The 25,521-nt window shown below is 68.5% G+C and carries 17 protein-coding genes and 5 tRNA genes; 21 read left to right on the forward strand and 1 reads right to left on the reverse strand.

The window, feature by feature from the left end; all coding sequences use genetic code 11:
* Positions 1-327: 327 nt before the first annotated feature.
* On the forward strand, positions 328-2,007 hold the full coding sequence (locus G6O68_RS26290) for a sigma-70 family RNA polymerase sigma factor (RefSeq protein WP_165251761.1): 1,680 nt from the start codon (positions 328-330) through the stop codon (positions 2,005-2,007).
* A 106-nt stretch (positions 2,008-2,113) separates the two neighbouring features.
* Here the strand turns inward: G6O68_RS26290 and G6O68_RS26295 are convergent, their stop codons facing one another.
* Positions 2,114-2,995: a hypothetical protein gene (locus G6O68_RS26295; protein ID WP_165251763.1), complete on the reverse strand. Its 882-nt coding sequence runs from the start codon at positions 2,993-2,995 to the stop codon at positions 2,114-2,116.
* A 632-nt stretch (positions 2,996-3,627) separates the two neighbouring features.
* On the opposite strand from G6O68_RS26295, the gene G6O68_RS26300 reads away from it, so the two are divergent.
* The 20 genes from G6O68_RS26300 to G6O68_RS26395 all read left to right on the forward strand — a co-directional run bounded on the left by G6O68_RS26300 (position 3,628) and on the right by G6O68_RS26395 (position 25,462).
* A tRNA-Thr gene (locus G6O68_RS26300) sits at positions 3,628-3,700 on the forward strand.
* Positions 3,701-3,744: 44 nt separating this feature from the next.
* Positions 3,745-3,826, forward strand: a tRNA-Tyr gene (locus tag G6O68_RS26305).
* 74 nt (positions 3,827-3,900) lie between these two features.
* Positions 3,901-3,971 (forward strand) — tRNA-Gly (locus tag G6O68_RS26310).
* Between the two features lie 90 nt (positions 3,972-4,061).
* Positions 4,062-4,134, forward strand: a tRNA-Thr gene (locus G6O68_RS26315).
* A 161-nt stretch (positions 4,135-4,295) separates the two neighbouring features.
* Positions 4,296-5,507 carry an elongation factor Tu gene (gene tuf / locus G6O68_RS26320; RefSeq protein ID WP_165251765.1) on the forward strand — a complete coding sequence of 404 codons (1,212 nt, stop codon included), beginning with the start codon at positions 4,296-4,298 and terminating at the stop codon, positions 5,505-5,507.
* Between the two features lie 250 nt (positions 5,508-5,757).
* Entirely contained in the window at positions 5,758-5,910 is a 153-nt protein-coding gene (gene rpmG, locus G6O68_RS26325; protein ID WP_165251767.1) for a 50S ribosomal protein L33, read from the forward strand.
* Positions 5,911-6,043: 133 nt separating this feature from the next.
* Positions 6,044-6,116: transfer RNA gene (locus tag G6O68_RS26330), tRNA-Trp, on the forward strand.
* Between the two features lie 190 nt (positions 6,117-6,306).
* Positions 6,307-6,831: a preprotein translocase subunit SecE gene (gene secE / locus G6O68_RS26335; RefSeq protein WP_165251769.1), complete on the forward strand. Its 525-nt coding sequence runs from the start codon at positions 6,307-6,309 to the stop codon at positions 6,829-6,831.
* A 265-nt stretch (positions 6,832-7,096) separates the two neighbouring features.
* Positions 7,097-7,909 (forward strand): transcription termination/antitermination protein NusG, encoded by an 813-nt coding sequence (gene nusG, locus G6O68_RS26340; RefSeq protein WP_165251771.1) that lies wholly within the window; start codon positions 7,097-7,099, stop codon positions 7,907-7,909.
* Between the two features lie 97 nt (positions 7,910-8,006).
* Positions 8,007-8,432 carry a 50S ribosomal protein L11 gene (gene rplK, locus G6O68_RS26345; RefSeq protein WP_165251773.1) on the forward strand — a complete coding sequence of 142 codons (426 nt, stop codon included), beginning with the start codon at positions 8,007-8,009 and terminating at the stop codon, positions 8,430-8,432.
* A 225-nt stretch (positions 8,433-8,657) separates the two neighbouring features.
* Positions 8,658-9,338 (forward strand): 50S ribosomal protein L1, encoded by a 681-nt coding sequence (gene rplA / locus G6O68_RS26350; RefSeq protein ID WP_165251775.1) that lies wholly within the window; start codon positions 8,658-8,660, stop codon positions 9,336-9,338.
* A 73-nt stretch (positions 9,339-9,411) separates the two neighbouring features.
* A complete protein-coding gene (gene rplJ, locus G6O68_RS26355; RefSeq protein ID WP_165251777.1) occupies positions 9,412-9,972 on the forward strand; it encodes a 50S ribosomal protein L10 in 561 nt (186 codons plus the stop codon).
* A 179-nt stretch (positions 9,973-10,151) separates the two neighbouring features.
* Entirely contained in the window at positions 10,152-10,556 is a 405-nt protein-coding gene (rplL, locus tag G6O68_RS26360; protein WP_165251779.1) for a 50S ribosomal protein L7/L12, read from the forward strand.
* Between the two features lie 518 nt (positions 10,557-11,074).
* Complete coding sequence (gene rpoB, locus G6O68_RS26365) at positions 11,075-14,794, forward strand: DNA-directed RNA polymerase subunit beta (protein ID WP_165251781.1); 3,720 nt, start codon at positions 11,075-11,077, stop codon at positions 14,792-14,794.
* Between the two features lie 556 nt (positions 14,795-15,350).
* Positions 15,351-19,613 (forward strand): DNA-directed RNA polymerase subunit beta', encoded by a 4,263-nt coding sequence (gene rpoC, locus G6O68_RS26370; protein WP_165251783.1) that lies wholly within the window; start codon positions 15,351-15,353, stop codon positions 19,611-19,613.
* Between the two features lie 143 nt (positions 19,614-19,756).
* Entirely contained in the window at positions 19,757-20,452 is a 696-nt protein-coding gene (locus G6O68_RS26375) for a Uma2 family endonuclease (protein ID WP_165251786.1), read from the forward strand.
* Positions 20,449-21,105: a uracil-DNA glycosylase family protein gene (locus G6O68_RS26380; protein ID WP_165251788.1), complete on the forward strand. Its 657-nt coding sequence runs from the start codon at positions 20,449-20,451 to the stop codon at positions 21,103-21,105. Before G6O68_RS26375 ends, G6O68_RS26380 begins: the two co-directional genes overlap by 4 nt.
* A 102-nt stretch (positions 21,106-21,207) precedes the next feature.
* A complete protein-coding gene (locus tag G6O68_RS33380) occupies positions 21,208-21,612 on the forward strand; it encodes a GntR family transcriptional regulator (RefSeq protein ID WP_165251790.1) in 405 nt (134 codons plus the stop codon).
* Positions 21,613-21,615: 3 nt separating this feature from the next.
* Positions 21,616-22,581, forward strand: a complete 966-nt coding sequence (locus G6O68_RS26390; protein ID WP_165251792.1) for an ABC transporter ATP-binding protein — start codon at positions 21,616-21,618, stop codon at positions 22,579-22,581.
* Between the two features lie 37 nt (positions 22,582-22,618).
* Positions 22,619-25,462 (forward strand): hypothetical protein, encoded by a 2,844-nt coding sequence (locus tag G6O68_RS26395; RefSeq protein ID WP_165251794.1) that lies wholly within the window; start codon positions 22,619-22,621, stop codon positions 25,460-25,462.
* Positions 25,463-25,521: the final 59 nt, after the last annotated feature.

Genomic DNA, 25,521 nt, shown 5'->3' on the forward strand with positions numbered 1-25,521 from the left:
CGGGGTCATGACCCTTCCTGCTCCGGGAAGCCGGAATGATCTCGGATTTATTTTTCGTCGATAACGACGAGCAACGCGAAAATTTCGATCCTTATCCGCCGAATGGACGTATCTAGGTTTGTGGTGAAACCGAATTCCACGAAATTTCGGGAATGATCGCTTCCACAAGCTGGGCATCTTCGCCCATCTCCGCCCCGCGAGGGGTGCCGTCTCCGAGGGGACGGCCGACGGATCGGGAGCGGGGCGGCGAGCGGCCGGGAAGTTCACACGGCGTTTTCCGGAAGTTCCAAGGCCCCCGATCCGGGGCCTCGAGCGGGGAGGTGGACGATGGGACGGGCCTACTGCCACCCCGCGATGAAGCAGCTCAAGGATCAGCAGACGCGATTCGCGCCGAAGGAGAAGCGGCTCGAGCAGGTTGAGCGGGCCGAACAGCTCCTGGGCGAGATCGACCGCAATAAACTGTACCCCTACGACTACCTCTGCTTCCGGATCACCGGGTTCCGCCCCGACAACGGGTCGGTCCTGATGCTGGAAGGGGACGAGGCGCGACGCGACCTCCGGCAGTTCGTGGAGGACCTCTCGGCGACCGTCCGACAGCCGGTCGAGCAGGCGACCGAGCCGGTGCTCACGGTCGACGAGGTGAGCAAGAAGTACAACGTCTCCACGCGTACGGTGACGCGGTGGCGGCGGCAGGGCCTGGTGGCGCGTCGTTTCGTGATCGACGGGCGGGCCAAAGTCGGGTTCTTGGAATCCAGCCTGCAACGGTTCGTGGCCGAGCATCGCGGCCAGGTGGAACGGGGCTCGAGATTTCGACAACTGACCGACGCGGAGAGGGATGAGATCATCCGCCGCGCCCGTCGCATGTCGCAATTTCGATCGGGCGAGGTCGGCCTGATCGAGATCGCGCGGAGGATCGCTACGAAAATGGCACGCTCGACCGAGACGGTGAGATTGACCCTCAAGGCGTACGATCGCGAACACCCCGACCGGGCGATCTTCGGCCCCTCCACGACGCCGCTCGACGACGACGCGAAGGCCCAGATCTATCTCCGGCACCGCATGGGCGTCTCCGCCGAGAACCTGGCGATCGAGTACGGCCGCACGCGATCCAGCGTCTATCGCCTCATCAACGAGGTGCGCGCCAAGCGACTCCTCGAAACCAAGCTGGAATTCATCGGCAACGACTCGTTCGACGATCCCAAGTCCAAGTCCGTCATCATGGCCCCGCTCCCCGCGCCGGCCGACGGCAAGGCCCCGCGCCGGCCCAAGGCCCCCAAGGGGCTGCCGCCGTACCTGGCCAGCCTGTATGAAGTGCCGCTCCTCGACCGCGAGCAGGAAGCCCACCTGTTCCGCCAGATGAACTACCTGAAGTCCCAGGCCGTCAAGCTCCGCGAGCAGCTCGACCCGGCCAAGGCCAAGACCGCCGCCCTCGACAAGATCGAGGCCCTGCAAGAGCAGGCCCTGGCGGTCAAGAACCAGATCATCCGCGCCAACCTTCGGCTCGTCGTCTCCATCGCCAAGCGGCACGTCGGCCCCTCGAACAACTTCTTCGAGCTGGTCTCCGACGGCAACATGAGCCTCATCCGCGCCGTGGAGAAGTTCGACTACGCCCGCGGCAACAAGTTCAGCACGTACGCCTCCTGGGCGATCATGAAGAACTACGCCCGGACCATCCCCGAGGAGAACTACCGCCGCGACCGGTTCGTCACCGGCCACGAGGAGATGTTCGAGGCCGCGGCCGACAATCGGATCGACGAACACGAATACGAAAGCGCCCTCAAGCGCATGCAGGAGGCCATCCGGGGCATGCTCGACCGCCTGGACGATCGCGAGAAGCTGATCATCACCAGCCGGTTCGGCCTCGGCGGCGCCTCCGAGCGGACCCTCGAACAGCTCGGCCGCGAGCTGGGCATCACCAAGGAACGCGTCCGCCAGATCGAGTCGCGGGGCGTCGACAAGCTCCGACGCATCGCCGGCGAGCAGAAGCTCGACCTTCCGATGCTCTGATTCGACCGCCCCGGAGACCCGCGCCGAAGAAACGACGGCCGGACCCGGATCGAGCCCCAGGCTCCTGTGCGTCCGGCCGTCGCTGTTCATCCGCGGCGACCGCCCCTCAGGACGCCCGGCGCGTCGGCCGACGGCGAGAAACCTGATAGCCGACGCCGAACGCCCCGGCGACCGCCAGCAGGATCACGGAGGAAGGCTCCGACACGGCGACGAACTGACCGGTCAGGTTGCCGCCGTTGAACGCGCCGGTCCCCTGGATCTTGCCGCCGTTGTTCTTGTAGACGGTGTTGCCCGAGCCGTTGATGATGTCGATGATCCCATTGTTCGGGACCGGGGGCGGGTAGACGGGGGCCGGAGGCGTGGGCGGCGTCGGAGGCGTCGGCGGGGGCGGGGGAGGCGTCAGGCTGTCCACCACCTCGTAGACGATGTCGGAGATCGTCCAGGCCGCCAGGGCCCCCGTGAAGGCCCCGGCCCAGCCCGCGATCCAGCCCCCCACCCCCGCGCCGATCACCAGTTCCGCCCCCCGGACGACCCAGCTCCGGCTGCCCGTCCCGAACGTCCCCTGGTCCGCATACTGCATCTCTTGATAGTCGCTGATCCCCGCGTCGTAGACCCAGAAGGTCTGACCGTTCGTGGAAATCGGCTCCAGACCCCAGGATCCCCCGCCGGCGATCGAGACCGTGATGTCCTCGCCGATGTCGCCGACCAGCACCGTCGAGAGGTCCAGCGCCAGCTGCTGGCCGCCGACCAGGCCCGAGAGCGAGAGCGTGGCCGAGGTGTCGGTGTAGCTCCCCGTGAACTCGATCACATCCTGCGTCGAGAACGGGGTCGTCTCATTCAGGATCCGCAACGTCATCGAAGCGGACTGCAGCAGCGAGGTGGCGTTCATCCCCTCCCGGGGCGTCATCATGATCTCCGCCCGGGCGAACCCGGCCGTCATCGACGCGAGCAAGATCGACGACGCGATCATCCTGGCCAGTCGACTCATAAGTGCCTCCCTGGAACCGACGATCGGAACCGCTCGGCCAAGCGAAGGAACACGACCCGATCGGCCCCGCCCCGACGACGCACAGCCACGCGGCGTCGCCGGGCGGAACCAGGACCTTCGAGCCCCCCGCGTCACGATTGCGAGACATCGCCCCGGAACCGGGCCTCCCGACGTCGCACGCGAACCGTTTTCAATCCAACTTGAACGCGCCCGCTCGCAATCCGGCCGCTCCCGTGCGCTCCCGACGACGAATGGACGCGATCGCAGACCGCAACGCCGCCGCCCGAACTTATGCAAGCGAATTCCACATATTTCTTGGTTTCTTTCCCCTCGATTCATTGGAGAAGCCCCCGGACGCGGGCCGCGGGGGCCGAAACGAGGGGCACGTCGACGAGGCCGCCGCGAACATCCGGCTCCCGACCGTCGGGACCGCGCCCCGGCTCGGGGGACGCCGGGCGTGACGCGGGGCGGAGGCCGCGGCGGCGATTTTTCCGCCCACCCCTTGCCCCCGGGGACGGGGGTCGCTACATTGATCCAACGCGCCGACCGTGGTCGTCACGACGTCGGCGAGTGAATCAAGCTTGAATCCGGACGGCCGCCCGCTAGAATGGGGACTTGCCGGCCTGAACGCCGCTGGCGTAGCTCAACCGGCAGAGCAACGGTTTTGTAAACCGTAGGTTGTGAGTTCGACTCTCACCGCCAGCTCTCCCGGGGCCCGCTTCGCGACGGCGGCCGACCAAGCGAATGACGGGTGGATACCCAAGCGGCCAAAGGGGCCAGACTGTAAATCTGGTGGCTCAGCCTTCGCAGGTTCGAATCCTGCTCCACCCACTCGGAACGTCGAGGATCAAGACAGGGAGGCTTGCAGGAGGGGATCGAGAGGGTCGCCGGGGCGAGGGACGCACGCGGGTGTAGCTCAATGGTAGAGTCCCTGCCTTCCAAGCAGGTCGTGTGGGTTCGATTCCCATCACCCGCTCTGGCCCGGAGAGACCGGCCGAACCACCCTGGTGGCGAGGCCCGCCCGCTCGGTCGTCCGTGAGAGGCCCTTGACGTTCCTTGCGAACACGCTGCCGTGGCTCAGTTGGTAGAGCGCGTCCTTGGTAAGGACGAGGTCCTGGGTTCAAATCCCAGCGGCAGCTTTCGGGTCGGTCGCCCGTGATCGGGCGTAGAGGAGTTTGCCCCGCGACCAGCCCCGGTCGTCGGGGAGGCCGTCCGAAACGGACCTGGCCGGCGGGTGGGGCTTGGTGATGGATCCCCGCCGAAGACTTGACTTCGAGATTGCCGAAAAGGCGCTGAGCACATGGCCAAGGAAACTTTCACCAGAACCAAGCCTCACGTCAATGTGGGCACGATCGGGCACATCGACCACGGCAAGACCACGCTGACGGCCGCCCTGCTGGCCGTGCTGTCCGCGCGCGGCCAGGCCAAGAGCAAGTCCTACGCCGACATCGCCAAGGGCGGCACGGTCCGCGACGCCTCGAAGACCGTCACGATCGCGGTCTCGCACGTCGAGTACGAGAGCGACAAGCGGCACTACGCCCACATCGACTGCCCGGGCCACGCCGACTACATCAAGAACATGATCACCGGCGCCGCCCAGATGGACGGGGCGATCCTGGTGGTCTCCGCGGCCGACGGCCCGATGCCACAGACCCGCGAGCACATCCTCCTGGCCCGCCAGGTCGGCGTGCCGGCCCTGGTGGTCTTCCTCAACAAGATCGACCTGGTCGACGACGAGGAGCTGCTGGAGCTGGTGGAGATGGAGCTTCGCGAGATGCTCAGCCACTACAAGTTCCCCGGCGACGAGATCCCGATCGTCCGCGGCAGCAGCCGCCCGGCGCTCGAGAACCCCTCGGACCCGACCGCCGCGAAGCCGATCCTCGACCTCGTCCAGGCCATGGACGAGTACATCCCGGACCCGGTCCGCGAGATCGACAAGCCGTTCCTGATGCCCATCGAAGACGTCTTCTCGATCAAGGGCCGCGGCACGGTCGGCACCGGCCGCGTCGAGCGCGGCCGCTGCAAGGTCGGCGACCAGATCGAGATCATCGGCTTTGGCGTCAAGAAGCCGACGACGGTGACCGGCGTCGAGATGTTCCAGAAGACGCTCGACGAGGGCGTCGCCGGCGACAACGTCGGCGTGCTGCTCCGCGGCGTGGAAAAGAACGACCTCGAGCGCGGGCAGGTCCTCTGCAAGCCGGGCTCGATCACGCCCCACACCAAGTTCGAGGCCGAGGTCTACGTCCTCAGCAAGGAAGAAGGGGGCCGCCACACCCCGTTCTTCAAGGGCTACCGGCCGCAGTTCTACATCCGCACCACCGACGTGACCGGCTCGATCCTCAACCTGCTGTCCGAGGACGGCAGCGAGGCCGAGATGTGCATGCCGGGCGACAACATCAAGATGACGGTCGAGCTGGGCAGCCCGATCGCCATGGAAGACGCCCTCCGGTTCGCCATCCGCGAAGGCGGCAAGACCGTCGGCGCCGGCGTCGTCACCAAGATCCTGGAGTGACCTCGGGATCGGGGGGCTTCCGGCCCCCCGAGACCCGTCTCTCCCATCCGACGGCCCTCTCCGCCCGGCGATCCATCCGGATCGGGAGGGTCGCCGCGATCTCCGCCCGCGAACGAAATTGAAGTCGGTTTCCAAAGGTGCGGCCGCCCGCACTCCCCGGTGATCCGGGGCGGCGGGCCCCGCGCCTCGAGTTTTCCAGGGGATGTCCGGCGGAGTCCGAGACGACGGCCGGTACCGGGGTGTTATCGCGATGCGTGAATACGTCTGGCTCGAGTGCACGGCCTGCGGCGACAAGAACTACCGCGTCCAGAAAGAGACCCGCGGGGCCAACCGCCTGGACCTCAAGAAGTACTGCCGCCGCGAGCGCAAGCACACGGCGCACAAGGAATCCCGCAAGAAGTGACCGGCCCGGAGCGGTCGTGAATCGGCCCGCGGGCCCGAAGTCTCGACGCGAGAACGCCCACCCTCATGGTCCTATCTTCGATAGACTTGGGGGTTCCCCCGGACGGCCCTTTCGGGGAGTCGTCCCGACCCACACGAGCGTAGCTCAATTGGCAGAGCACCGGTTTCCAAAACCGGCGGTTGGGGGTTCGATTCCCTCCGCTCGTGCTTCGACCGCCGCCGGGAGTCGCGGCGGTCCTTGGGGATGGGGTGGCGGTCGAGGCCGTCGGGGCCTTGCGGGCCCTCAACTCTCCATCCCCGGCCCGGGTCTTCGGCGAAGGCTCGCCACGGACCTCGTCCCCCTCGATCCCGGCCCGCTGGAGCCTGCGGTTTCCCCATTCCGAATGGAACGGTCGACATGGGTAAAGTGAAAGACGAAGTTTCGGGGCAGAAACCGACCAAGCCCCCCCAGGGGAAGCCGAGGGGCGGGACGCTGGGCGCTCTCTTCGTGTTCCTCGCGAATTTCTTCAGCACCAAGTTGTACAAGCCCATGCAGGGCTGGTACGCCCGCCTTTACACCGCCGTGGCGCTGGGCTTGATGGCGTTCGGCGCGGTCTGGCACGTCTACCAGAGCTCGCTGGAGTACCCGCCCGCCTGGAGGTTCGCGATCCCCGCCGGCCTGGCCGCGGTCCTGGGATGGGCGATCTTCCGGATCGTCCACTATCCGGTCTTCGCCGAGTTCCTGATCGCGACCGAGGCGGAGATGAACAAGGTCTCCTGGACGTCGAAGGAAGACCTCTACCGGTCGACGATCGTCGTCCTGGCGACGGTCCTGGTCCTGGCGGTCTATCTGTTCGTGGTCGACTGGTTCTGGCTGTTCCTCCTGCGGGTGATCGGCGTGCTCCAGTTCAGCGGCGGGGGCAGCTTCGGTTCGACGGCCTGACCTGAGCCGTCGTCCGGACGGCGAAAACGCCCGGGCGCGAGCCCCCCGCGGCTCCCCGGGACTCTTCGCAGGGCCTTCGCACGACAATCTGGGCTTCCCTCGACGACCGCTCCTCGTGTATCTTCGTGGATTCCCCGCCTCCCGCCCCGTTCCCGGACGCTTGCCGCAGGCGGCGACCCTTTGACCGACGATCGGGGCCGACGGCTGCGAACGCCCCGGCCCCGACCCTCCGACCCGTACACCGAAACGCGCCGTATTACGTTCCATGAGCCAACCGACGCACGAGTTCGACGAAACGACCCCGCAGCCCGAATCTCCCGACACCTCGGCTTCGGACGACGCCCCGTCGGATGAACCGGCCGTCGAGGTGGAGGAGGAGACGCCGGACGGCGGCGTCGCGCGCGGCGGGAGGGCCTCCGCCAGGACCCGGACCCCCGCCCCGGAGCCCGAGCCGGTCGACGAAGACGTCGAGGCCGACGAGGAACCCGCGGTCGAGGTGGACGAGGACGCCGATCCCCCGCCCGATCTGGTCTGGTACGTCCTCAAGGTTCAGAGCTCTCGCGAGGACACCATCGCGCAAGCCCTCCAGCGTCGGGTGAAGATCCAGGGCCTGGAGCGCTTTTTCGGCGTGACCCCGGAGGGGAGCCCCCGGATCGTCGTGCCGACCGAGAAGATCACCGAGATCCGCAACAACAAGAAACGCATCGTCGAGCGCAAGACGTATCCCGGCTACATCATGGTGCAGATGGAGCTGAACGAGAAGACCTGGTTCCTGGTGCGGGAGACGCCCGGCGTCGGCGACTTCGTGGGGGCCCACGGGACCCCGACGAAGATGACCGAGGCCGAGGTCAACCAGATGCTCAACCACCAGGAAGAGCAGACGACGGCCAAGTCGCCGACCGTCCGCATCGACGTCGAGCGGGGCGATCGCGTGAAGATCAAGGACGGCCCGTTCGAGAACTTCGAGGGGACGGTGGAAGAGGTCATCGAGGGTCGCGGCCTGGTCAAGGTGATGCTCATCATCTTCAACCGCCCCACCCCCGTCGACCTGGAGTACTGGCAGCTCGAACGGCTGTGAGCCGTCCCCCCCGGGGTCGCGAGGCGGCCCGTCGGGGGGATCGAGTCCGAGACGAGAACGATCCGAGCAAGGGACCCAAGGGGAGCGAGAATCCGCGATGGCCAAGGTGATGACGGCGAAGGTCAAGCTGCAATGCCCGGGGGGACAGGCGACCCCGGCGCCCCCGGTCGGGCCCGCGCTCGGTCAGCACGGCGTGAACATCGGTCAGTTCGTGATGCAGTTCAACGAGCGGACCAAGGACATGAAGGGGACGACGATCCCCATCGAGATCACGATCTACTCGGATCGGACCTTCGAGTTCATCACGAAGAGCCCCCCGGCCGCGGTCCTGCTGAAGCAGGCCGCGGGGATCGCCGCGGGCTCCGCCGTGCCGAACAAGACCAAGGTTGGGACCGTGACTGCCGAGCAGGTCCGGAAGATCGCCGAGACCAAGTTCCAGGACCTGAACGCCCGCGACCTGGACCACGCCTGCCGCGTGATCGCCGGCACCGCCCGGAGCATGGGGGTCGAGGTCAAGGGCTGATCGAAGCGAAGGCGACTCAGACACGGCCGCCGCGCGGGGAAGGGCCCCGGGCGGCGGCCATCGGTCGGGGGTCGGGGCGGGGCTAGGCCCTCCCCAGCCCCGCGTCCCGGCCTCGCCGGGGCGTCGACCGTCTCCTCATGGCGCGACCGCCCGCCGAGGGACGGACGGATTTCTTGACGACGAAGGCGGCAGCTCTCCTGCGAGGGGGGCGAAAGGGGTGACGACTTGGCTTACCGTTCGAAACGCTATCGCGCGCTTACGGGGAAGGTGAAAGACACCGCCCTCATGGCGCTGCCCGAGGCGGTGAAGATCCTCAAGGGGTTCAACACCACCAAGTTCAACCAGACCGTCGAGGTCTCCACCCACCTGGGCATCGACCCGAGGCAGAGCGACCAGAACGTGCGCGGTTCCGTGGCCTTGCCCCACGGCATCGGCAAGGACGTGCGGGTGGCCGTGTTCGCCCAGGGCGACAACGCCGAGAAGGCGCGGGCGGCGGGCGCCGACATCGTCGGCGCCGACGACCTGGCCCAGCAGATCAAGGGGGGGACGATGGACTTCGACGTCGCCCTGGCCACGCCCGACATGATGGGCGTCGTCGGCCCCCTGGGCCGGGTGCTGGGCCCTCGCGGCCTGATGCCCTCGCCCCGGTCCGGCACCGTGACGACCGACATCGCCTCGGCGGTGCGGGAGTTCAAGGCGGGCAAGATCGAGTTCCGCAACGACAAGGGGGGCAACGTGGCGGTCCCGGTCGGGAAGATCAACTTCTCGGAGGACCAGCTCGTCGAGAACATCGTCGCCTTCCTCGCCTACCTGCGGACGATCAAGCCGGCGACCTCGAAGGGGACGTACATCCAGACGGTCACGATCTCGGCCACGATGAGCCCCGGAATCCGGGTTTCCGCGTGATCGGGCCCTCGGCCCATCGCCGGAGGCGTCGCAACCCACCGAACACGACGAGACGGGAACCACGGTCCCAGCCATGAGTAAATACGTAAAAGAAATGATGATGGATCAGCTCCGCGACGATCTCGCGGGGAGTCGGTCCATGCTGATCCTCGACTTCAAGGGGCTGGACGCGGTCAGCGAGCACCAGTTCCGGATGGACCTCCGCAAGAAGTCGATCAAGGTGCGGACCCTGAAGAACACGCTGGCGCGCCGGGTCCTGACGGACATGGGCGTGGACGGGCTGTCGAAGTACCTGGAGGGGCCGTCTGTCCTGGTCTGGGGCGGAGACGGCCCGGCCGAGCTGGCGAAGGAGATCTCGGCGCAGCTCAAGAAGCTGAAGAAGCCGCAGATCAAGGGGGGCGCCGTCGACGGCGTGGTGATCGGCCCCGAGCAGGTCGAGGACATCACCAAGCTCCCCAGCCGCGAGGAGCTGATCGGCCGCGTGGCGGCTCTGGCGCTCGCGCCGGCGACCCGCGTGGTCAGCCTGGCCAACGCGCCGATCTCTTCGATCGCGAGCCAGCTTCAGACGATTTGCGAAGGGGCCCCGGCGGACGACGCCGAAGCCCCGGCCGAGGCCGCCCCGGAAGGGGCCTGACCCGGCCGACCGGGCCGCCCCTCGGGGCCCGCGAACCATGACGACCCGGCGGGGGCCCCGGGGATCCCGAGCCGCCCGCCCCGCAGGCTTACCTTCATTTTCCATCGGGCGCGTCCGACGACGCACGCCGACGACCGACTCGCCTTATCTCGATCGAGGAAGAAAGGATCGTTCCCGCTATGGCCACCGCCGAAGCCCCGACGTTCGCCGACAACATCAAGACCCTGGGTGATTCGATCGTCCAGCTGACCGTCCTCGAAGCCAAGGCCCTCGGCGACTACCTCGAGGTCGTGCACGGCATCAAGCCGGCCGCCGCGGCCGTCGCCGTCGCCGCCGCCCCGGCCGCCGGCCCGGCCGAGCCGGTCGCCGAGAAGACCGAGTTCGACGTCAGCCTGGAAGCGGTCGGCGCGAACAAGATCAACGTGATCAAGGTCGTCCGCGCCGCCACCAGCCTGGGCCTCAAGGAGGCCAAGGACCTGGTCGAGGCCGCCCCGAAGGAGGTCAAGACCGGCCTCTCGAAGGACGACGCCGAGAAGCTCAAGAAGGAGCTCGAGGAAGCCGGCGCCACCGTCAAGCTCAAGTGAGCCCTCGGGGGCGGCCCGCCGCCCCCGCGTCCTCCCGCACCCGCCGCCCGGGCGTTCGATCGCGAGCGTCCCGGGCCGTTTTCTCCCCCGCATGGTCCCGAAACACACGAGGGGCGCGGGCGACGGCGAGACCGCCGTACCGCTCGACGCCCCCGTCGCCGTCCCTCTACGCTGTGCTCTGCTCGGACCGCGATCACGACGCGAACGCGACGGCCCCCGGCCCGGAACATGATGCGCCACCGACGACCAGCACTCGCCGACGCCGTCTCGGGCCCCCCCCGGATCGATCGCCCCCCCGCGCACGCTTCCCCGGCCCCGTCGTCCGTCCTGGAACGTCTCGAGACCCCCGACCGCCCCCAGGCCGAGTCGCCCGCGGACCCCCGCGGGCCGTCGCCGTTTGGGGAGGCCGCCCGCCGCCGCCGGCCGGCCCGGATGGATTCGGGAGCGTCCCCGGCGAGATCGACGACGACCGTGACCTCGGCCCGTGCCCCTTTCTCTACTCGAGGAGCGCGACCTTAATGCCCACTCCGACGACCGTGCGGAGGATCGTCCCCGCCCAGAGGCGGAATTTCGGACGAATCCACGACGAGTTCCAGGTTCCCGACCTCACGCAGATCCAGACGCGAAGCTACGAGCGGTTCCTCCAGGCCGACGACCCGGTGGAGAGCCGGCTCGACTCGGGCCTCGAGGGGGTCTTCCGCGAGATCTTCCCGATCGAGAGCTATGACAAGACGCTGAAGCTGGAATACCTCCGCTACGATCTGGGCAAGCCCCGCTACGACCCCGACGAGTGCCGGCAGCTCCGGCTCACGTTCGGGCGGCCCCTGCACGTCTGGCTGCGGCTGAACAAGGGCGAGACGACCCTCGAAGAGTCGGTCTACCTCGGCGACATGCCGGTCATGATCGGCGGCGGCGAGTTCATCATCAACGGCGCGGAGCGCGTCGTCGTCAGCCAGCTGCACCGCTCGCCGGGCGTGGACTTCGTGGTCGAGGTGGAGTCCACCGACAAGAAGCTGCACGCCTGCCGGGTCATCCCCGAGCGCGGCAGCTGGATCGAGCTGCAGGTCACCAAGAAGGACACGCTGGGCGTCCGGATCGACCAGTCGGGCAAGTTCTCGGCGATGACCCTGCTGCGCGCCATGAGCCCGGCCTTCTCCTCCGACGAGGCGATGCTGGAGGCCTTCTACGAGTCCGAGGAGATCGATTCCTCCGACTCGAAGGCCGCGTCGCGGCTCGAGAACAAGGTCGCCTGCGGCGACGTGGTCGACCCGACCACGGGCGAGGTCCTGGTCGACAGCGGCGCGACGATCTCCAAGGCGCTGGCGCAGGTGCTCGCCGACGCCGGCGGCCTGGGGCCGATCCGCGTGCTCAAGGAGGCGAAGGACCCGCTGATCCTGCAGTCGCTGCAGGAAGACCCGACCACCGACCACGAGAGCGCGCTCCTGCGGATCTACCAGCGGCTGCGGCCGGGCAATCCGCCCCAGCTGGAGAAGGCGCGCGAGCTCTTCCACGAGAAGTTCTTCGACACGAACCGCTACCGCCTGGGCAAGGTCGGCCGGTTCCGGATCAATCGCAAATTCAACCAGTCGATCCCGGACGACCAGATGACCCTGGATCCGCTCGACTACGTGAACGCGATCCGGTACATCCTCGCGCTCCGCAAGGGGACCGACGCCCGGGTCCACATCGACGACATCGACCACCTGGGCAACCGCCGGCTCCGGACGATCGACGAGCTGGCCGCCGACGAGCTCCGCAAGGGCTTCCTCAAGCTCCGCCGCACGGTCCAGGAGCGGATGAGCCTGAAGGACGCGGAGGACATGACCCCGCGTTCGCTGATCAACCCCAAGAGCATCAGCGCGGCGATCGAGTACTTCTTCGGCCGCGGCGAGCTGTCGCAGGTCGTCGACCAGACGAACCCGCTGGCGCAGCTCACGCACGAGCGACGGCTTTCGGCGCTGGGCCCCGGCGGCCTCAACCGGAAGCGGGCGGGGTTCGAGGTGCGCGACGTGCACATCTCGCACTACGGCCGCATCTGCCCGATCGAGACGCCCGAAGGGACCAACATCGGGCTCATCAGCTCGCTGGGCATCTACGGCGGGGTCGACGAGTACGGCTTCCTGATCACGCCCTACCGCGAGATCAAGCACGGGCGGTCGACCGAGAACGTCGTCTGGATGCGGGCCGACGAGGAGAGCGAGAACTACCTCGCCCCGGCCGACGCCCCGGTCGACGACGCCGGCAAGCTCAAAGGGCCGGCGACCATCGCCCGCTACCAGACCGACTTCGTGTCGGTGCCGGTGGAGAGCATCCAGTACCAGGACATCTCGCCCAAGCAGATGGTGGGCGTGTCCGCCGGCCTGATCCCGTTCCTGGAGCACGACGACGCCAACCGCGCGCTCATGGGTTCGAACATGCAGCGCCAGGCGGTGCCGCTCCTGGTGGCGGAGCCGCCGATCGTGGCGACCGGCCTGGAGACGGCCGTGGCGACCAACTCCGGCATGGTCGTCAAGGCCCAGCAGGACGGCACGGTCACCTACGTCGACGCGACCCGGGTGATCATCGACCACAACCACATCTACAAGCTCCGCAAATACGTCGGCCTGAACGAGCGGACCTGCCTGAACCAGAAGCCGATCGTGAAGGTCGGCCAGCAGGTGCAGCGGGGCGCGATCCTGGCGGACGGGGCCTCGACCTTCAAGGGCGAGCTGGCGCTGGGGCGGAACGTCCTGGTGGGCTTCCAGGCCTGGGACGGCTACAACTTCGAGGACGCCATCATCATCAGCGAGAAGCTGGTGCGGGAGGACGTCTACACCTCGATCCACATCGAGGAATTCGAGATCGAGATCCGCGAGACGAAGCTGGGCCGCGAGGAATTCACGCGGGACATCCCGAACGTCTCGGAGAAGGCGCTGCGGAACCTGGACGACAGCGGCGTGGTGCGGATCGGCACCTACGTCAAGCCGGGGGACATCCTGGTCGGCAAGGTGGCGCCGAAGAGCAAGAGCGAGCTGACGCCGGAAGAGAAGCTGCTGCACGCGATCTTCGGGAGGGCCGGCGAGGACGTCAAGAACGACTCGCTGGAGGTCCCCTCGGGGGTCGAGGGCATCGTCATCAACACCCAGCGGTTCAGCCGCCGGATGAGCCTCAGCGAGGACGAGCGCAAGGCCTTCGAGAAGGAGCTGAAGGACACCGAGGCGGGCGAGAACGTCCGGATCGCCGACGAGTACCGCCAGATGGTCAAGTCGCTGGAGACGGCGGTCGGCGGCCCGGTCGCCGACCCGTCGAGCGGCAAGCCGCTGGGGCGCTCGAAGGACGCCAAGGACCTGGTGGACGAGAGCGACCGCTTCAAGCTCGAGGCGCTCGACCTCCGCAGCCCCGAGGCCGCGGCCAAGGCCCGCGAGGTGGTGCGGGAGTACTCGCCGCGGATCGAGGCCCTGAAGGACGAGAAGGAGCGTCGGCTCAACAGCCTGAAGCGGGGCGACGAGCTCCCGTCGGGCGTCCTGCAGATGGTCAAGGTCTACATCGCGACCAAGCGGGTGATCTCGGTCGGCGACAAGATGGCCGGCCGCCACGGCAACAAGGGCGTGATCTCGAAGATCCTCCCCGAGGAGGACATGCCGTTCCTGGCGGACGGCACGTCGGTCGAGATCCTGCTCAACCCGCTGGGCGTGCCGAGCCGCATGAACGTGGGCCAGATCCTGGAGATCCACCTGGGCTGGGCCGCGGCCAAGCTCGGGTTCCAGGCCGTCTGCCCGGTGTTCGACGGCGCCAGCGAGGCCACCATCCGGCAGTGCCTCAAGGACGCCGGCCTGCCCGAAAACGGCAAGGCGGAGCTCTACGACGGCCGCACCGGCCAGAAGTTCGACCAGCGGGTCACGGTGGGCTACCTCTACATGCTGAAGCTCCACCACCTGGTCGACGACAAGATCCACGCCCGCGCCACCGGCCCGTACTCCTTGATCACCCAGCAGCCGCTGGGCGGCAAGGCCCGGTTCGGCGGCCAGCGGTTCGGCGAGATGGAAGTGTGGGCGCTGGAGGCCTACGGCGCGGCCTACATCCTCCAGGAGCTGCTGACCGTCAAGTCGGACGACGTCGAGGGCCGGACGAAGATCTACGAGAGCATGGTCAAGGGGGAGAACACCCTCGAGGCCGGCACCCCGGCGAGCTTCGACGTGCTCACGAACGAGATCCGCGGCCTCGGGCTCAACATGCAGCTCGAGAAGAAGCGGGTCTGACCGCCCCCTTCGGCCCGATCGACGACGCCGCCTCGGCGGTCCTCCGGGACCGCCGAGGCGGGACGGTCGGCGTTCCCGAATGCAAGGTCGGGCCGGAACTTCGGCATTTTCCCGAGATTCCGCTTGGAAACGGCCCTGGGATTGCTTAGGATCAGAGGATGCGACATTGTCGCGAAACGATCTTCCGCGCCTTGGGAACGCCTTCGCGCGTGGCCAGCGAGGGCGGCAGCATCACGGGAGACGCCGGGATCCGGCGGATCCCGGTCAGGGAGGAGCCGACCTTGGCGATCCGGGTCCCAGGACGACCTACATAAGAACCGCGGGGCCGTCCCGACGCCATCGGGGGGCCTGTCCGCGGGTTTTTTTTGTTCGGAGCGACGAGGGACGGGACGGGGCGCCCCGGCCCCGCCCGATCGCACTCCCTGACGTGACCATGGGCTTGGATTGAATTCGTCCGGGAGGCCGTCCCGGCGAGGAGACGACGAAGGCGACCGTCGCTCCCCGCCCGCCGGCCACCCCGCCCCGGACTCGCCGGAACCGCGGAGGAGAGTGTCTCGTGAGCATGGGCGAAAGTGCCTACGATCGTATTAACGACTACGGGGCCGTCAAGGTCGGCTTGGCGAGCCCTTACGACATCCGGAGCTGGTCGTTCGGCGAGGTCAAGAAGCCCGAGACGATCAACTACCGGACCTACCGTCCCGAGAAGGACGGCCTGTTCTGCGAGCGGATCTTCGGCCCCGAGAAGGACTGGGAGTGCGCCTGCGGCAAGTACCGCGGGATGAAATACAAGGGGATGATCTGCGACCGCTGCGGCGTCAAGGTGACCCACTCCCGGGTCCGCCGCAAGCGCATGGGCCACATCGAGCTGGCCGCGCCGGTCGTCCACATCTGGTTCTTCAAGGCCATGCCCAGCCGCCTGGGCACGCTCCTGGACATGAAGACGTCCAGCCTGGAGCGGATCATCTACTTCCAGGACTACGTCGTCGTCGACGCCGGCGACACGCCCCTGAAGGAGTGCCAGCTCCTCACCGAGGAGGACTTCCGCAAGGCCCGCGAGACCTACGGCGAGACCTTCCAGGCCGACATGGGCGCCGAGGCCGTCCGCAAGCTCCTCATGCGGCTCGACCTGGTCAGCCTCTCCAAGCAGCTCCGCGAAAGCCTGGTGGAGACCACCAGCAAGCAGAAGATCAAGGACCTCACCAAGCGGCTGAAGGTCGTCGAGGCCCTGCGCGACAGCGACAACCGCCCCGAGTGGATGGTGCTGGAGTGCATCCCGGTCATCCCGCCGGACCTCCGCCCGCTCGTGCTCCTGGACTCGGGCAACTTCGCCACCAGCGACCTGAACGACCTGTACCGCCGGATCATCAACCGCAACAACCGGCTCAAGAAGCTGGTCGACCTCAACGCCCCCGAGGTCATCATCCGCAACGAGAAGCGGATGCTCCAGCAGGCCGTCGACGCGCTGTTCGACAACAACCGCTGCAAGCGGCCCGTGCTCGGCAGCTCGAACCGCCCGCTCAAGTCCTTGACCGACATGATCAAGGGCAAGCAGGGCCGGTTCCGCGAGAACCTGCTGGGCAAGCGCGTCGACTACTCGGCGCGGTCGGTCATCGTGGTCGGCCCCGACCTCAAACTCCACCAGTGCGGCCTCCCCAAGAAGATCGCGCTGGAGCTGTTCCAGCCGTTCATCATCCGTCGGCTCAAGGAGCTGGGCCACGCCGACACGATCAAGTCGGCGAAGAAGATGCTCGAGCGGCGGACCGACGAGGTGTGGGACATCCTCGAAGAGGTGATCCGCAACCACCCGGTCCTCCTGAATCGCGCCCCGACCCTCCACCGGATCGGCATCCAGGCGTTTGAGCCGGTGCTGGTGGAAGGCAACGCCATCCGGATCCACCCGCTGGTCTGCCGCGGCTTCAACGCCGACTTCGACGGCGACCAGATGGCCGTCCACCTGCCGCTCTCGATCGAGGCGCAGGTCGAGGCCATGACGCTGATGATGGCGACCAACAACATCTTCAGCCCGGCCAACGGCAGCCCGATCATCAGCCCGACCCAGGACATCGTCATGGGCTCGTACTACCTGACGGTGGCGCGGGCCGGCGAGACCGGCGACGGCATGACCTTCGCCTCGCCGAACGAGGTGTTCCTGGCCCAGAGCCAGGGGAAGGTGGCCGTCCACGCGCTCATCAAGCTGCGACTGCCGGCCAGCCGCAAGCTCAAGGGGGACGGCGAGAAGGAGTTCACCCCCGGCATGGTGGTCACCACGACCGTCGGCCGCGTTGTGTTCAACGACATCCTCCACCCCAAGATGCCGTTCTACAACCTGACCCTGGGCCAGAAGCAGCTCCAGGGGATCATCGCCGACTGCTACCAGATCCTCGGCCGCCGCGAGACCATCGCGCTCCTGGACCGGATGAAGGACCTGGGCTTCCGCGAGTCGACCCGGTCGGGCCTGTCGTTCGCCACCGACGACCTGCGGACGCCGGCGACCAAGGATACGATCATCGCCGACGCCGAGAAGGAGGTGCAGCGCAACAACAAGCTGTACCACCGCGGCATCATCACGGACCAGGAGCGGTACAACAAGGTCCTGGACGCCTGGACCCACGCCCGCGAGCGGATCACCACCGAGATGATGGAGGCCCTCAAGAACGACACCCGCGAGAACGAGGGCCAGAAGGGCTACCACAACCCGATCTTCCTGATGGCCGAGTCCGGCGCCCGCGGCGGCGTCGAGCAGATCCGCCAGCTGGCCGGCATGCGAGGCCTGATGGCCAAGCCGTCGGGCCAGATCATCGAGACGCCGATCAAGGCCAACTTCCGCGAAGGCCTGAGCGTGCTGGAGTACTTCTCCTCCACGCACGGCGCCCGCAAGGGCCTGGCCGACACCGCGCTGAAGACGGCCGACTCCGGCTACCTGACGCGCAAGCTCGCCGACGTGGCCCAGAACGTGGTCATCACGATCGAGGACTGCGGCACGTCTCAGGGCATCACCAAGGGCGTGATTTACAAGGGCGAGAAGGTCGAGGTGAGCCTGGCCCAGTCGATCCGGGGCCGGGTCAGCCGCGTCAACATCATCGACCCGATCACCGACGAGGTCATCGTCCGCGAGAGCGAGATGGTCACCCTGGCGGCGGCCCGCAAGCTCGAGGAGATGCAGGTCGAGAAGATCCAGGTCCGCAGCCCGATGACGTGCGAGGCGTCGCTGGGCGTCTGCCGCCGCTGCTACGGGATGGACCTGTCGACGGGGCAGCTCGTCGAGCAGGGGATGGCCGTGGGCATCATCGCCGCCCAGTCGATCGGCGAGCCGGGCACGCAGCTGACGATGCGGACCTTCCACATCGGCGGCGTGGCCACCCGCGCCGTCGAGGAGAAGGACGTCAAGTCGAAGCGCGAGGGCAAGGTCAAGTTCGTCGGCCTGAACATCGTCGTCAACGACGAAGGGAAGCGGATCGCCCTCTCGCGCAACGGCGAGCTGCAGATCCTCGACCCCAAGGGCCGGGAGCTGGAGAAGTACGACGTCCCCGACGGCGCCGTGATGATCGTCGAGGACGGCCAGGAGATCAAGCGGGGCCAGATGCTCTGCGAGTGGGACCCGCACAACATCCCGATCCTCGCCGAGGTCGGCGGCAAAATCCGCTTCGACGACATCGTCGAGAACGAGACGATGAAGGTCGAGGCCGACCCCTCGGGTCACATCCGCCGCACGATCATCGAGCACAAGGGCGACCTCCACCCGCAGGTCGTCATCGTCGACGCCGAGGGCAAGACGCTCGACTACAAGTACATCCCCGAGCGGGCCACGATCGAGGTCGAGGACGGCCAGCAGATCACCGCCGGCACCCTGCTGGCCAAGACCCCCCGCGAGGTGGGCGGCACCCAGGACATCACCGGTGGCCTCCCCCGCGTCACCGAGCTGTTCGAGGCTCGGCGGCCCAAGGAGCCGGCGGTCATCGCCGAGATCGACGGCCGCGTCGAGCTGCTCGAGGAGAAGCGCCGCGGCAAGCGCACCATCGTCGTCCGCAACGAGAGCGGCATCGAGCGCGAGCACCAGGTCCCCCACGGCAAGTACCTCCGCGTCCACGGCTCGGACCGCGTCCGCGCCGGCGACCCGCTGGTCGAAGGGCCGCTGGTGCCGCACGACATCCTCCGCATCTCGGGCGAGGAAGTGGTCCAGCGCTACCTCCTCCGCGAGATCCAGAACGTCTACCGCTCCCAGCGCGTCGAGATCGACGACAAGCACCTGGAGATCATCATCTCCCAGATGCTCCGCAAGGTGCGCGTCGACAGCCTCGGCGACACCGGGTTGCTCCCCGGCTCGGTCATCGACAAGTTCGAGTTCCGCCGGGTCAACAACGAGCTGATGGGCTGCGTGAAGATCAAGGACCCCGGCGACACCGACTACCGCGTCGGCGACATCGTCCCCCGCGACCACTTCGAGCAGGAGAACCTGCGCGTCGAGGCCGGCGGCGGCAAGAAGGCCGAGTGGACCCGGACCAAGCCGGCCGCGGCCAGCACCCAGCTCCTCGGCATCACCAAGGCGGCCGTGCAGTCCGAGAGCTTCATCTCGGCCGCGAGCTTCCAGGAGACGACCAAGGTCCTCACCGAGGCCGCCCTGGCCGGCAAGAGCGACTACCTCGTCGGCCTCAAGGAGAACGTCATCCTGGGCCACCTCGTCCCCGCCGGGACCGGGTTTAAGGCCCACCTCGACGCCGAGGTCCGCATCCACCCCGACGCCCTCGAGGCCCTGGCCGAGAAGGGCTCCCCGTACTCCCGCTACCGCGACGAGGCCCCCGCCGTCGCCGGCAAGGAGTAACCCCCGGCCTCGCCGGAACCGCCCAAGAACCGCGACGGCCCGCCCCGATCCCGCATCGGCGCGGGCCGTCCGCTTTTCCCGCCTTTCGGCTCCGCGATACAATGCTGATGGAACGATCCCTCCGGACTTCGAGGAGCGCCGCCATGTCGACCGCGACCCGGCCGAGCGTCACGCCGGCGATCCCCCCGCTGGAGAACGGCGACCGCCTCTCCCGCGACGAGTTCGAACGCCGCTACGAGGCCATGCCCGGCGTGACCGCCGAGCTGATCGAGGGAGTCGTCTACATGGCCTCGCCCGTCCGCCACCCGCAGCACGGCCGTCCCCATCTCCACGTCTCCACCTGGCTCGGCGTGTATGAGGCCGGGACGCCGGGCGTCGAGGCGGGGGACAACGGAAGCGTGCGGCTCGACCGGGGTAACGAGATCCAGCCCGACGTCTACCTGATGATCCAGGCCCGTGCGGGCGGCCAGTCGCGGATCTCGGCGGACGGATACGTCGAGGGGGCCCCGGAGTTGGTCGCCGAGGTCGCCTCCAGCAGCGTCAGCCTCGACCTCGGCCCCAAACTGGAGGCCTACCGCCGCAACGGCGTCCGCGAGTACCTCGTCTGGCGGGTGCTCGACGCCGCGTTCGACTGGCTCGTCCTGGTCGACGGCCGTTACGAGCCGCTGCCGCCCGACGAGGACGGCCTCCTCAGGAGCCGCGCCTTCCCCGGCCTCTGGCTGGACCCGACGGCCCTCCTGAGGAGCGACCTGGCCGGCGCGATCGCGGCGCTGAACCGCGGCCTCGCCTCGCCCGAGCACGCCGCGTTCGTCGAGCGGCTGAAGGGGGCGTCGGCATGAAGTCGGACGCCTCCGTCCACGCGTCCGAGCGAACACGCCGACGGCTCGTGACTCTCAACGCCGCCATCCGCGACTGCCGGCGATGCCACGCGGCCGGGTTCCTCGACGAGATCGAATCGGTCCCGATCGCGCGCGACCCCGAGCCCGACGCGCCGGCGCCTCGGATCCTGCTGGTCGGCCAGGCGCCCGGACTTCGAGCCACGATCACCGATCGGCCGTTCGCCGGCGCGGCCGGGAACAAGCTCCGCGACTGGTTCGAGCAAGGGGGGATCGCTCGCGAGGACTTCTGGCGGAAGATCCACTTCGCCGCCGTCACCCGGTGCTACCCCGGCCGGCTCCCGGGGGCCAAGGGGGACCGCGTCCCCTCGCCGCCGGAGCAGGCCCTCTGCCGGCCGTGGCTCGACGACCTGACGGCGGTCGTCCGCCCGCGGGTCGTCCTCCTGGTCGGCCTGCTGGCCGTCCGCACGTTCCTCGGGCCCGTCAAGTCGCTGGCCGCCGTCGTCGGCACGTCGACCATCCGCGACGGCGTCCTCTACCTCCCGCTTCCCCACCCCTCCGGCGTCAGCCGATGGCTCAACGAGCCTGCCAACGTGGCCGCCGTCGGCCGCGCGATGGGCCTCCTCCGCGAGGCCGTCGAAGCCCATCGGCTCTGAGCCGGCATCAGGCCGCTTCGGATTCCGACTCGCCCCCCTTGACAGCCGTCTGACCCACGTCAACACTGTACTAGTTGACTATCACACCAGGAGGCCCAGTCGATGCTCATCGATCTGAGCGAGTCGGACGGGCGGCCGATCTACGGGCGGATCGCCGACGGGATCAGGTTCGCGATCGCGGGGGAGGTCTTGCGGCCGGGGGAGCTGGCTCCGTCGGTCCGCGAGCTGTCGAAGCAGCTGGTGGTGAACCCGAACACCGTCGCGCGGGCGTATCGGGACCTCCAGGCGGAGGGGTTGCTGGAGCCGGTGCGGGGGACGGGGTTGCAGGTCGCCTCGGGGGCGACCGACCGCTGCCGCCTGGCGCGGGTGGAGCACGTCCGGGGACGGCTCCGGGCGGCGATCGAGGAGGCGCGCGAGACGGGCCTCGCCGCCGCCGAGATCGAGGCGATCCTCCGCGAGGAGTGGGAGCGGGGGACCGGGGTCCAGGCGAACGGGAAGGGGGCTTGAGCCATGGCCGATGAAGCAGCCGTCGCGATTGCGATCCACGACGTGAGCAAGTTCTACCGCGATCAGGTCGCCCTCGACGGGCTCACCTTGCGGGTCCCCGAAGGCTCGGTCTTCGGCCTGCTCGGCGAGAACGGCGCGGGGAAGACGACGACGATCCAGATCCTCCTGGGGATGATCCGGGCCGACTCCGGCCGGGCGCGGGTGCTCGACCTCGACCCCGCCCACGAGGGGCTGGAAGTCCGGCGGCGGGTGGGCTACGTCCCCGAGGTCCCGGCGCTCTACGACTGGATGACCGTGGCCGAGATCGGCTGGTTCGCCGCCGGTTTCCACCCGGAGCCGGTCGTCGGCCCCGCCGGGTTCCTCTCGCGCTACGGCGAGTCGACCCGGGGCTTCGGCCTGCCGCCGGACCGCAAGATCAAGGCGCTGTCCAAGGGCATGCGGGCCAAGGTGTCGCTCTCGCTGGCGCTGGCCTCGGATCCGTCGCTCTTGATCCTGGACGAGCCGACTTCGGGCCTGGACGCGATGGTCCGGCGCGAGTTCCTGGAGAGCATGGTGGACCTGGCCGCGAACGGCCGGACGGTCTTCCTGTCGAGCCACCAGCTCGGCGAGGTGGAGCGGGTGGCCAGCCACGTCGCCCTGCTGCACCAGGGCAAGCTGATCCTGGCCGAGCCGCTCGACGAGCTGCGGGCGAGCACGTTCCTGCTGGCGGTGAGCTTCCAGAGCCGCGACCACCACCCGGCCCCGCCGGCGAGCCTGCCGATCGAGCTGATCGACGCCTCCGACGCCCCGCGTCAGGCCCACTGGCTGGTCCGCGCCCGCGACCGCGCCGCGTGCGAGGCGGTCCGCAACCTGCCGGGGGTCGATTCGCTCCGGATCGAGGCTCCCTCGCTCGAAGACGTCTACATCGGCTACATGCGGGGCCGACGGCCCTCGCCCCCGCCGGCCCCCGGCGCGGTCCACGTCGCCTGACGCCTCCCCTCGTCCTTCGATCCGAAAGGAGGATCGCATGCTCGCGCGATTGTGGTGGAAAGAGGCGCGGCAGGCCTGGCCGATCTGGGCGTTCCTGGCCGCGTCGGGCCTGGCGCTGCAGGCCTTCGTGGGATGGTACTGGGGCGAGGAGGCCGGGCCCGGCGGGTACGTCAACGTGGCGCTCGTCTTCACGATGATCTACCTGTTCCTGATCGCCGCCGCCGTCTTCGCGGGGGAGCGGGAGAACGGCACGCTGGGGATGCTCGACGTCTTCCCGATCGGCCGCCCGAAGGTCTGGACGGCCAAGGCCTCGTTCACGCTCGCCACGACGGCCGCGATGGGGCTGCTGCTCTGGCTTGGGGCCCGCCTGTTCGGGGTCGACGCCTCGGAGTGGGCGAAGCGGGGCGGGGTGGGGTCGGTCTGGGCCCTGAACGGCCTGGGCTGGGGGCTCCTCTGGTCGTCCCTCGTGGCCAATGCGCTCTTCGCCGCGCTGCTGGCGATGGCCTCGCTGTGCGTCTGCCTGCTCGCGCTCGTGGACTTGAACGTCGGCCCGAAGACGTTCGAGGCCGCTCCCACCCTGCTGACCCTGGCGGGCCTGGCGGCGGGGGGCTCGGCCTGGATCTTCCGGCGCACAGGCCCCCCGAGCCCCTCGCGGCGATCCCGGGTGCGGCCCAGGGTCCTCGCGACCGCCGAGGCGAGTCCGGCGGGGACGGTGGAGGTCGTCGGGCCCTCTCGGCCGGTCCGGGTCTGGCCCACCACCGCGACGAGGCTCGCGTGGCAGAGCCTGCGCGAGGTGCGGTCGAACCTGGGGATGCTGCTGGCCCTGGGACTGCTCCCCTCGCTGCTCGCCTTCGCGAACGTGAATCACTTCGAACTGGACCCGATCGTGGTGCTCTGCTTCTTCGCGACGGCCCTTCTGACGGGCGTAGCCGCCTTCCAGGGGGATAACCGCGGCAGGACCCAGCGGTTCCTGCTCCAGCATGGGGCGCGGCCGGGCCTGGTCTGGGGCGTGAAGGTGCTGATCTGGTGGGGCGTGGCGATGACGATCCTGTGCGTGGGCGGCAATCCGCTCTGGGCCTCGATCTTCGGTCGGTCTGGAGGGTCGCAGGCGGCCGGGCTAAGTGATGTCCTCTTCGCTTCGACGACCCTCCTGTCGATCGGCTTCGCGGCGTCCGCCCTTTGCGGAATGGTCTTCAAGCGCGGGATCATGGCGGGGGCGATCTCCGTGGTGGCCTGCCTGGCGCTCTACATCCCGCTCGCGGGGCTGTTCGCGTCCAAGCTCCTGGAGCCCTGGCATCTCCCGTTCGTCGCGGCGGGGCTGCTGCTGGTGGGCTGGGCCTGGAGCGGCGACTGGATGTTCGATCGGCCGGGCCTGGGCCGCTGGGCGCGGCTCGGGCTGTACGCGGCCGCCGTGACGGGCGCGCTCGTCTCGTCCTACATCGGCGGGCGCGTCTGGGGCGTCACGAGCCTGCCGCCGGGCCGCGCCGAGGAGCTGTTCCAGACCGCACGGATCACCGCCCCGATCGACGACGCGGAGAACGCGGCCCCGCTCTACGCCGAGGCCGCCCGAGTGCTCGAACCGAACGCCTCGCCGGTCCATTCGGAAGGCCGGCCGCCCCTGCCGACGAACGAGACGGGGGCCTTGGTCGCCGGGGACTGGGACGTCGCTGACCCCGCGCTGGACGCCTGGCTGGCGACGATCGAGCCCGGCCTCCAGAAGCTCCGCGAGGCGTCGCGCAAGCCGGGCCTCCAGTTCGTGGAGCCGGGGCGGGCGACCCTCTTCACCCGGACGGGGGAGCCGTCGACGTTCTCCCTGCTGATCCCCCTGGTCGTCTCCGCCCGCGTGAAGTCGGCGCGGGGCGACCTGGACGGGGCCTGGACGGAGATCGAGACCCTGATCCGCGCGTCGAGGCAGCTCTCGCACGCGAACTCCTGGTCGGTCGGCCTGCTGGAGCCGGCCGGGCTCGGGCTGGCGATGCGCTGGGCGGCCGACCCGCGGCAGACGGTCGGATCGCTGGAACGGGGCCTGCGGGCGTATCGCGCCATCCCTGCGACGGCGAGCAAGGCGGACGGGGTCCGCATGAACGCCCTGGTCTTCCGCAACACGCTGGAGCTGCCGAAGGACGAGTTGCTGGACGGCCTGTTCTCGCGATGGGCGACCAACCGCATGAGGATCGACCCGATGCAGCGGCTGATGTACGACCTCCAATCGACCCCCTGGGAAATCGCCCGGACGCGACGGGTGCTCGATCTCCTGGCCGCGGATCGCATCCAGGAGATCTCCAATCGGCCGTATGAGTTGACGACCAACCGGATGTGGACGCCCCAGGTCGGGCTCGTCTGGAGCGAGTCCGACGGCAAACGTCGCCTCGTCTCGCACGAGGAACTCGCCAGGCTGACCGAGAGGACGCCCCTGATCGAGCACTCCGACTTGCAGCGCGACCTTTCGTGGTGGGATCGGAACGAGACGGCCCGGCGGGCCCTGAACTGGATCTTCCTGCTGAGGATCTGGCAGGCGGGTCACGACGGGGCGTTTCCGGAGCGGACCCGGCTCCTGACCGATCTGGACGTCGAGGGGATCGACGTCCAGGGACTACTCAACTCACCAGACGGTCGCGACCTGTACCTGAACGGCGAAGGTTTCCACTTCATCCCCTCGGAGGGCCAGAGTCTGCTCTCGCTCGGCTCGTTCGGTCCGGTCTTCCCATTCGACACGCCCGTCCAGAAGTTCGAGCCGACGGCGGGATGCTGGCTGCTCTACAGCGTGGGCCCGGACGGGAAGGACGATCGGGGCCGCAACAACCTGGATACCAACGGCCAGGGCGACATCATCTTCCCGCTCAAGGACGACGTGAAGCCGCCCCCGGCCGAGGCCCGCTGATCGCGCGGGGGAGGCCCGTGATCCTCGGGCCTCCCCCCTCGCCGGCTCTCGCCGACGCC

The organism is Paludisphaera soli, from assembly GCF_011064595.1.
Classification (GTDB): Bacteria; Planctomycetota; Planctomycetia; order Isosphaerales; family Isosphaeraceae; genus Paludisphaera; species Paludisphaera soli.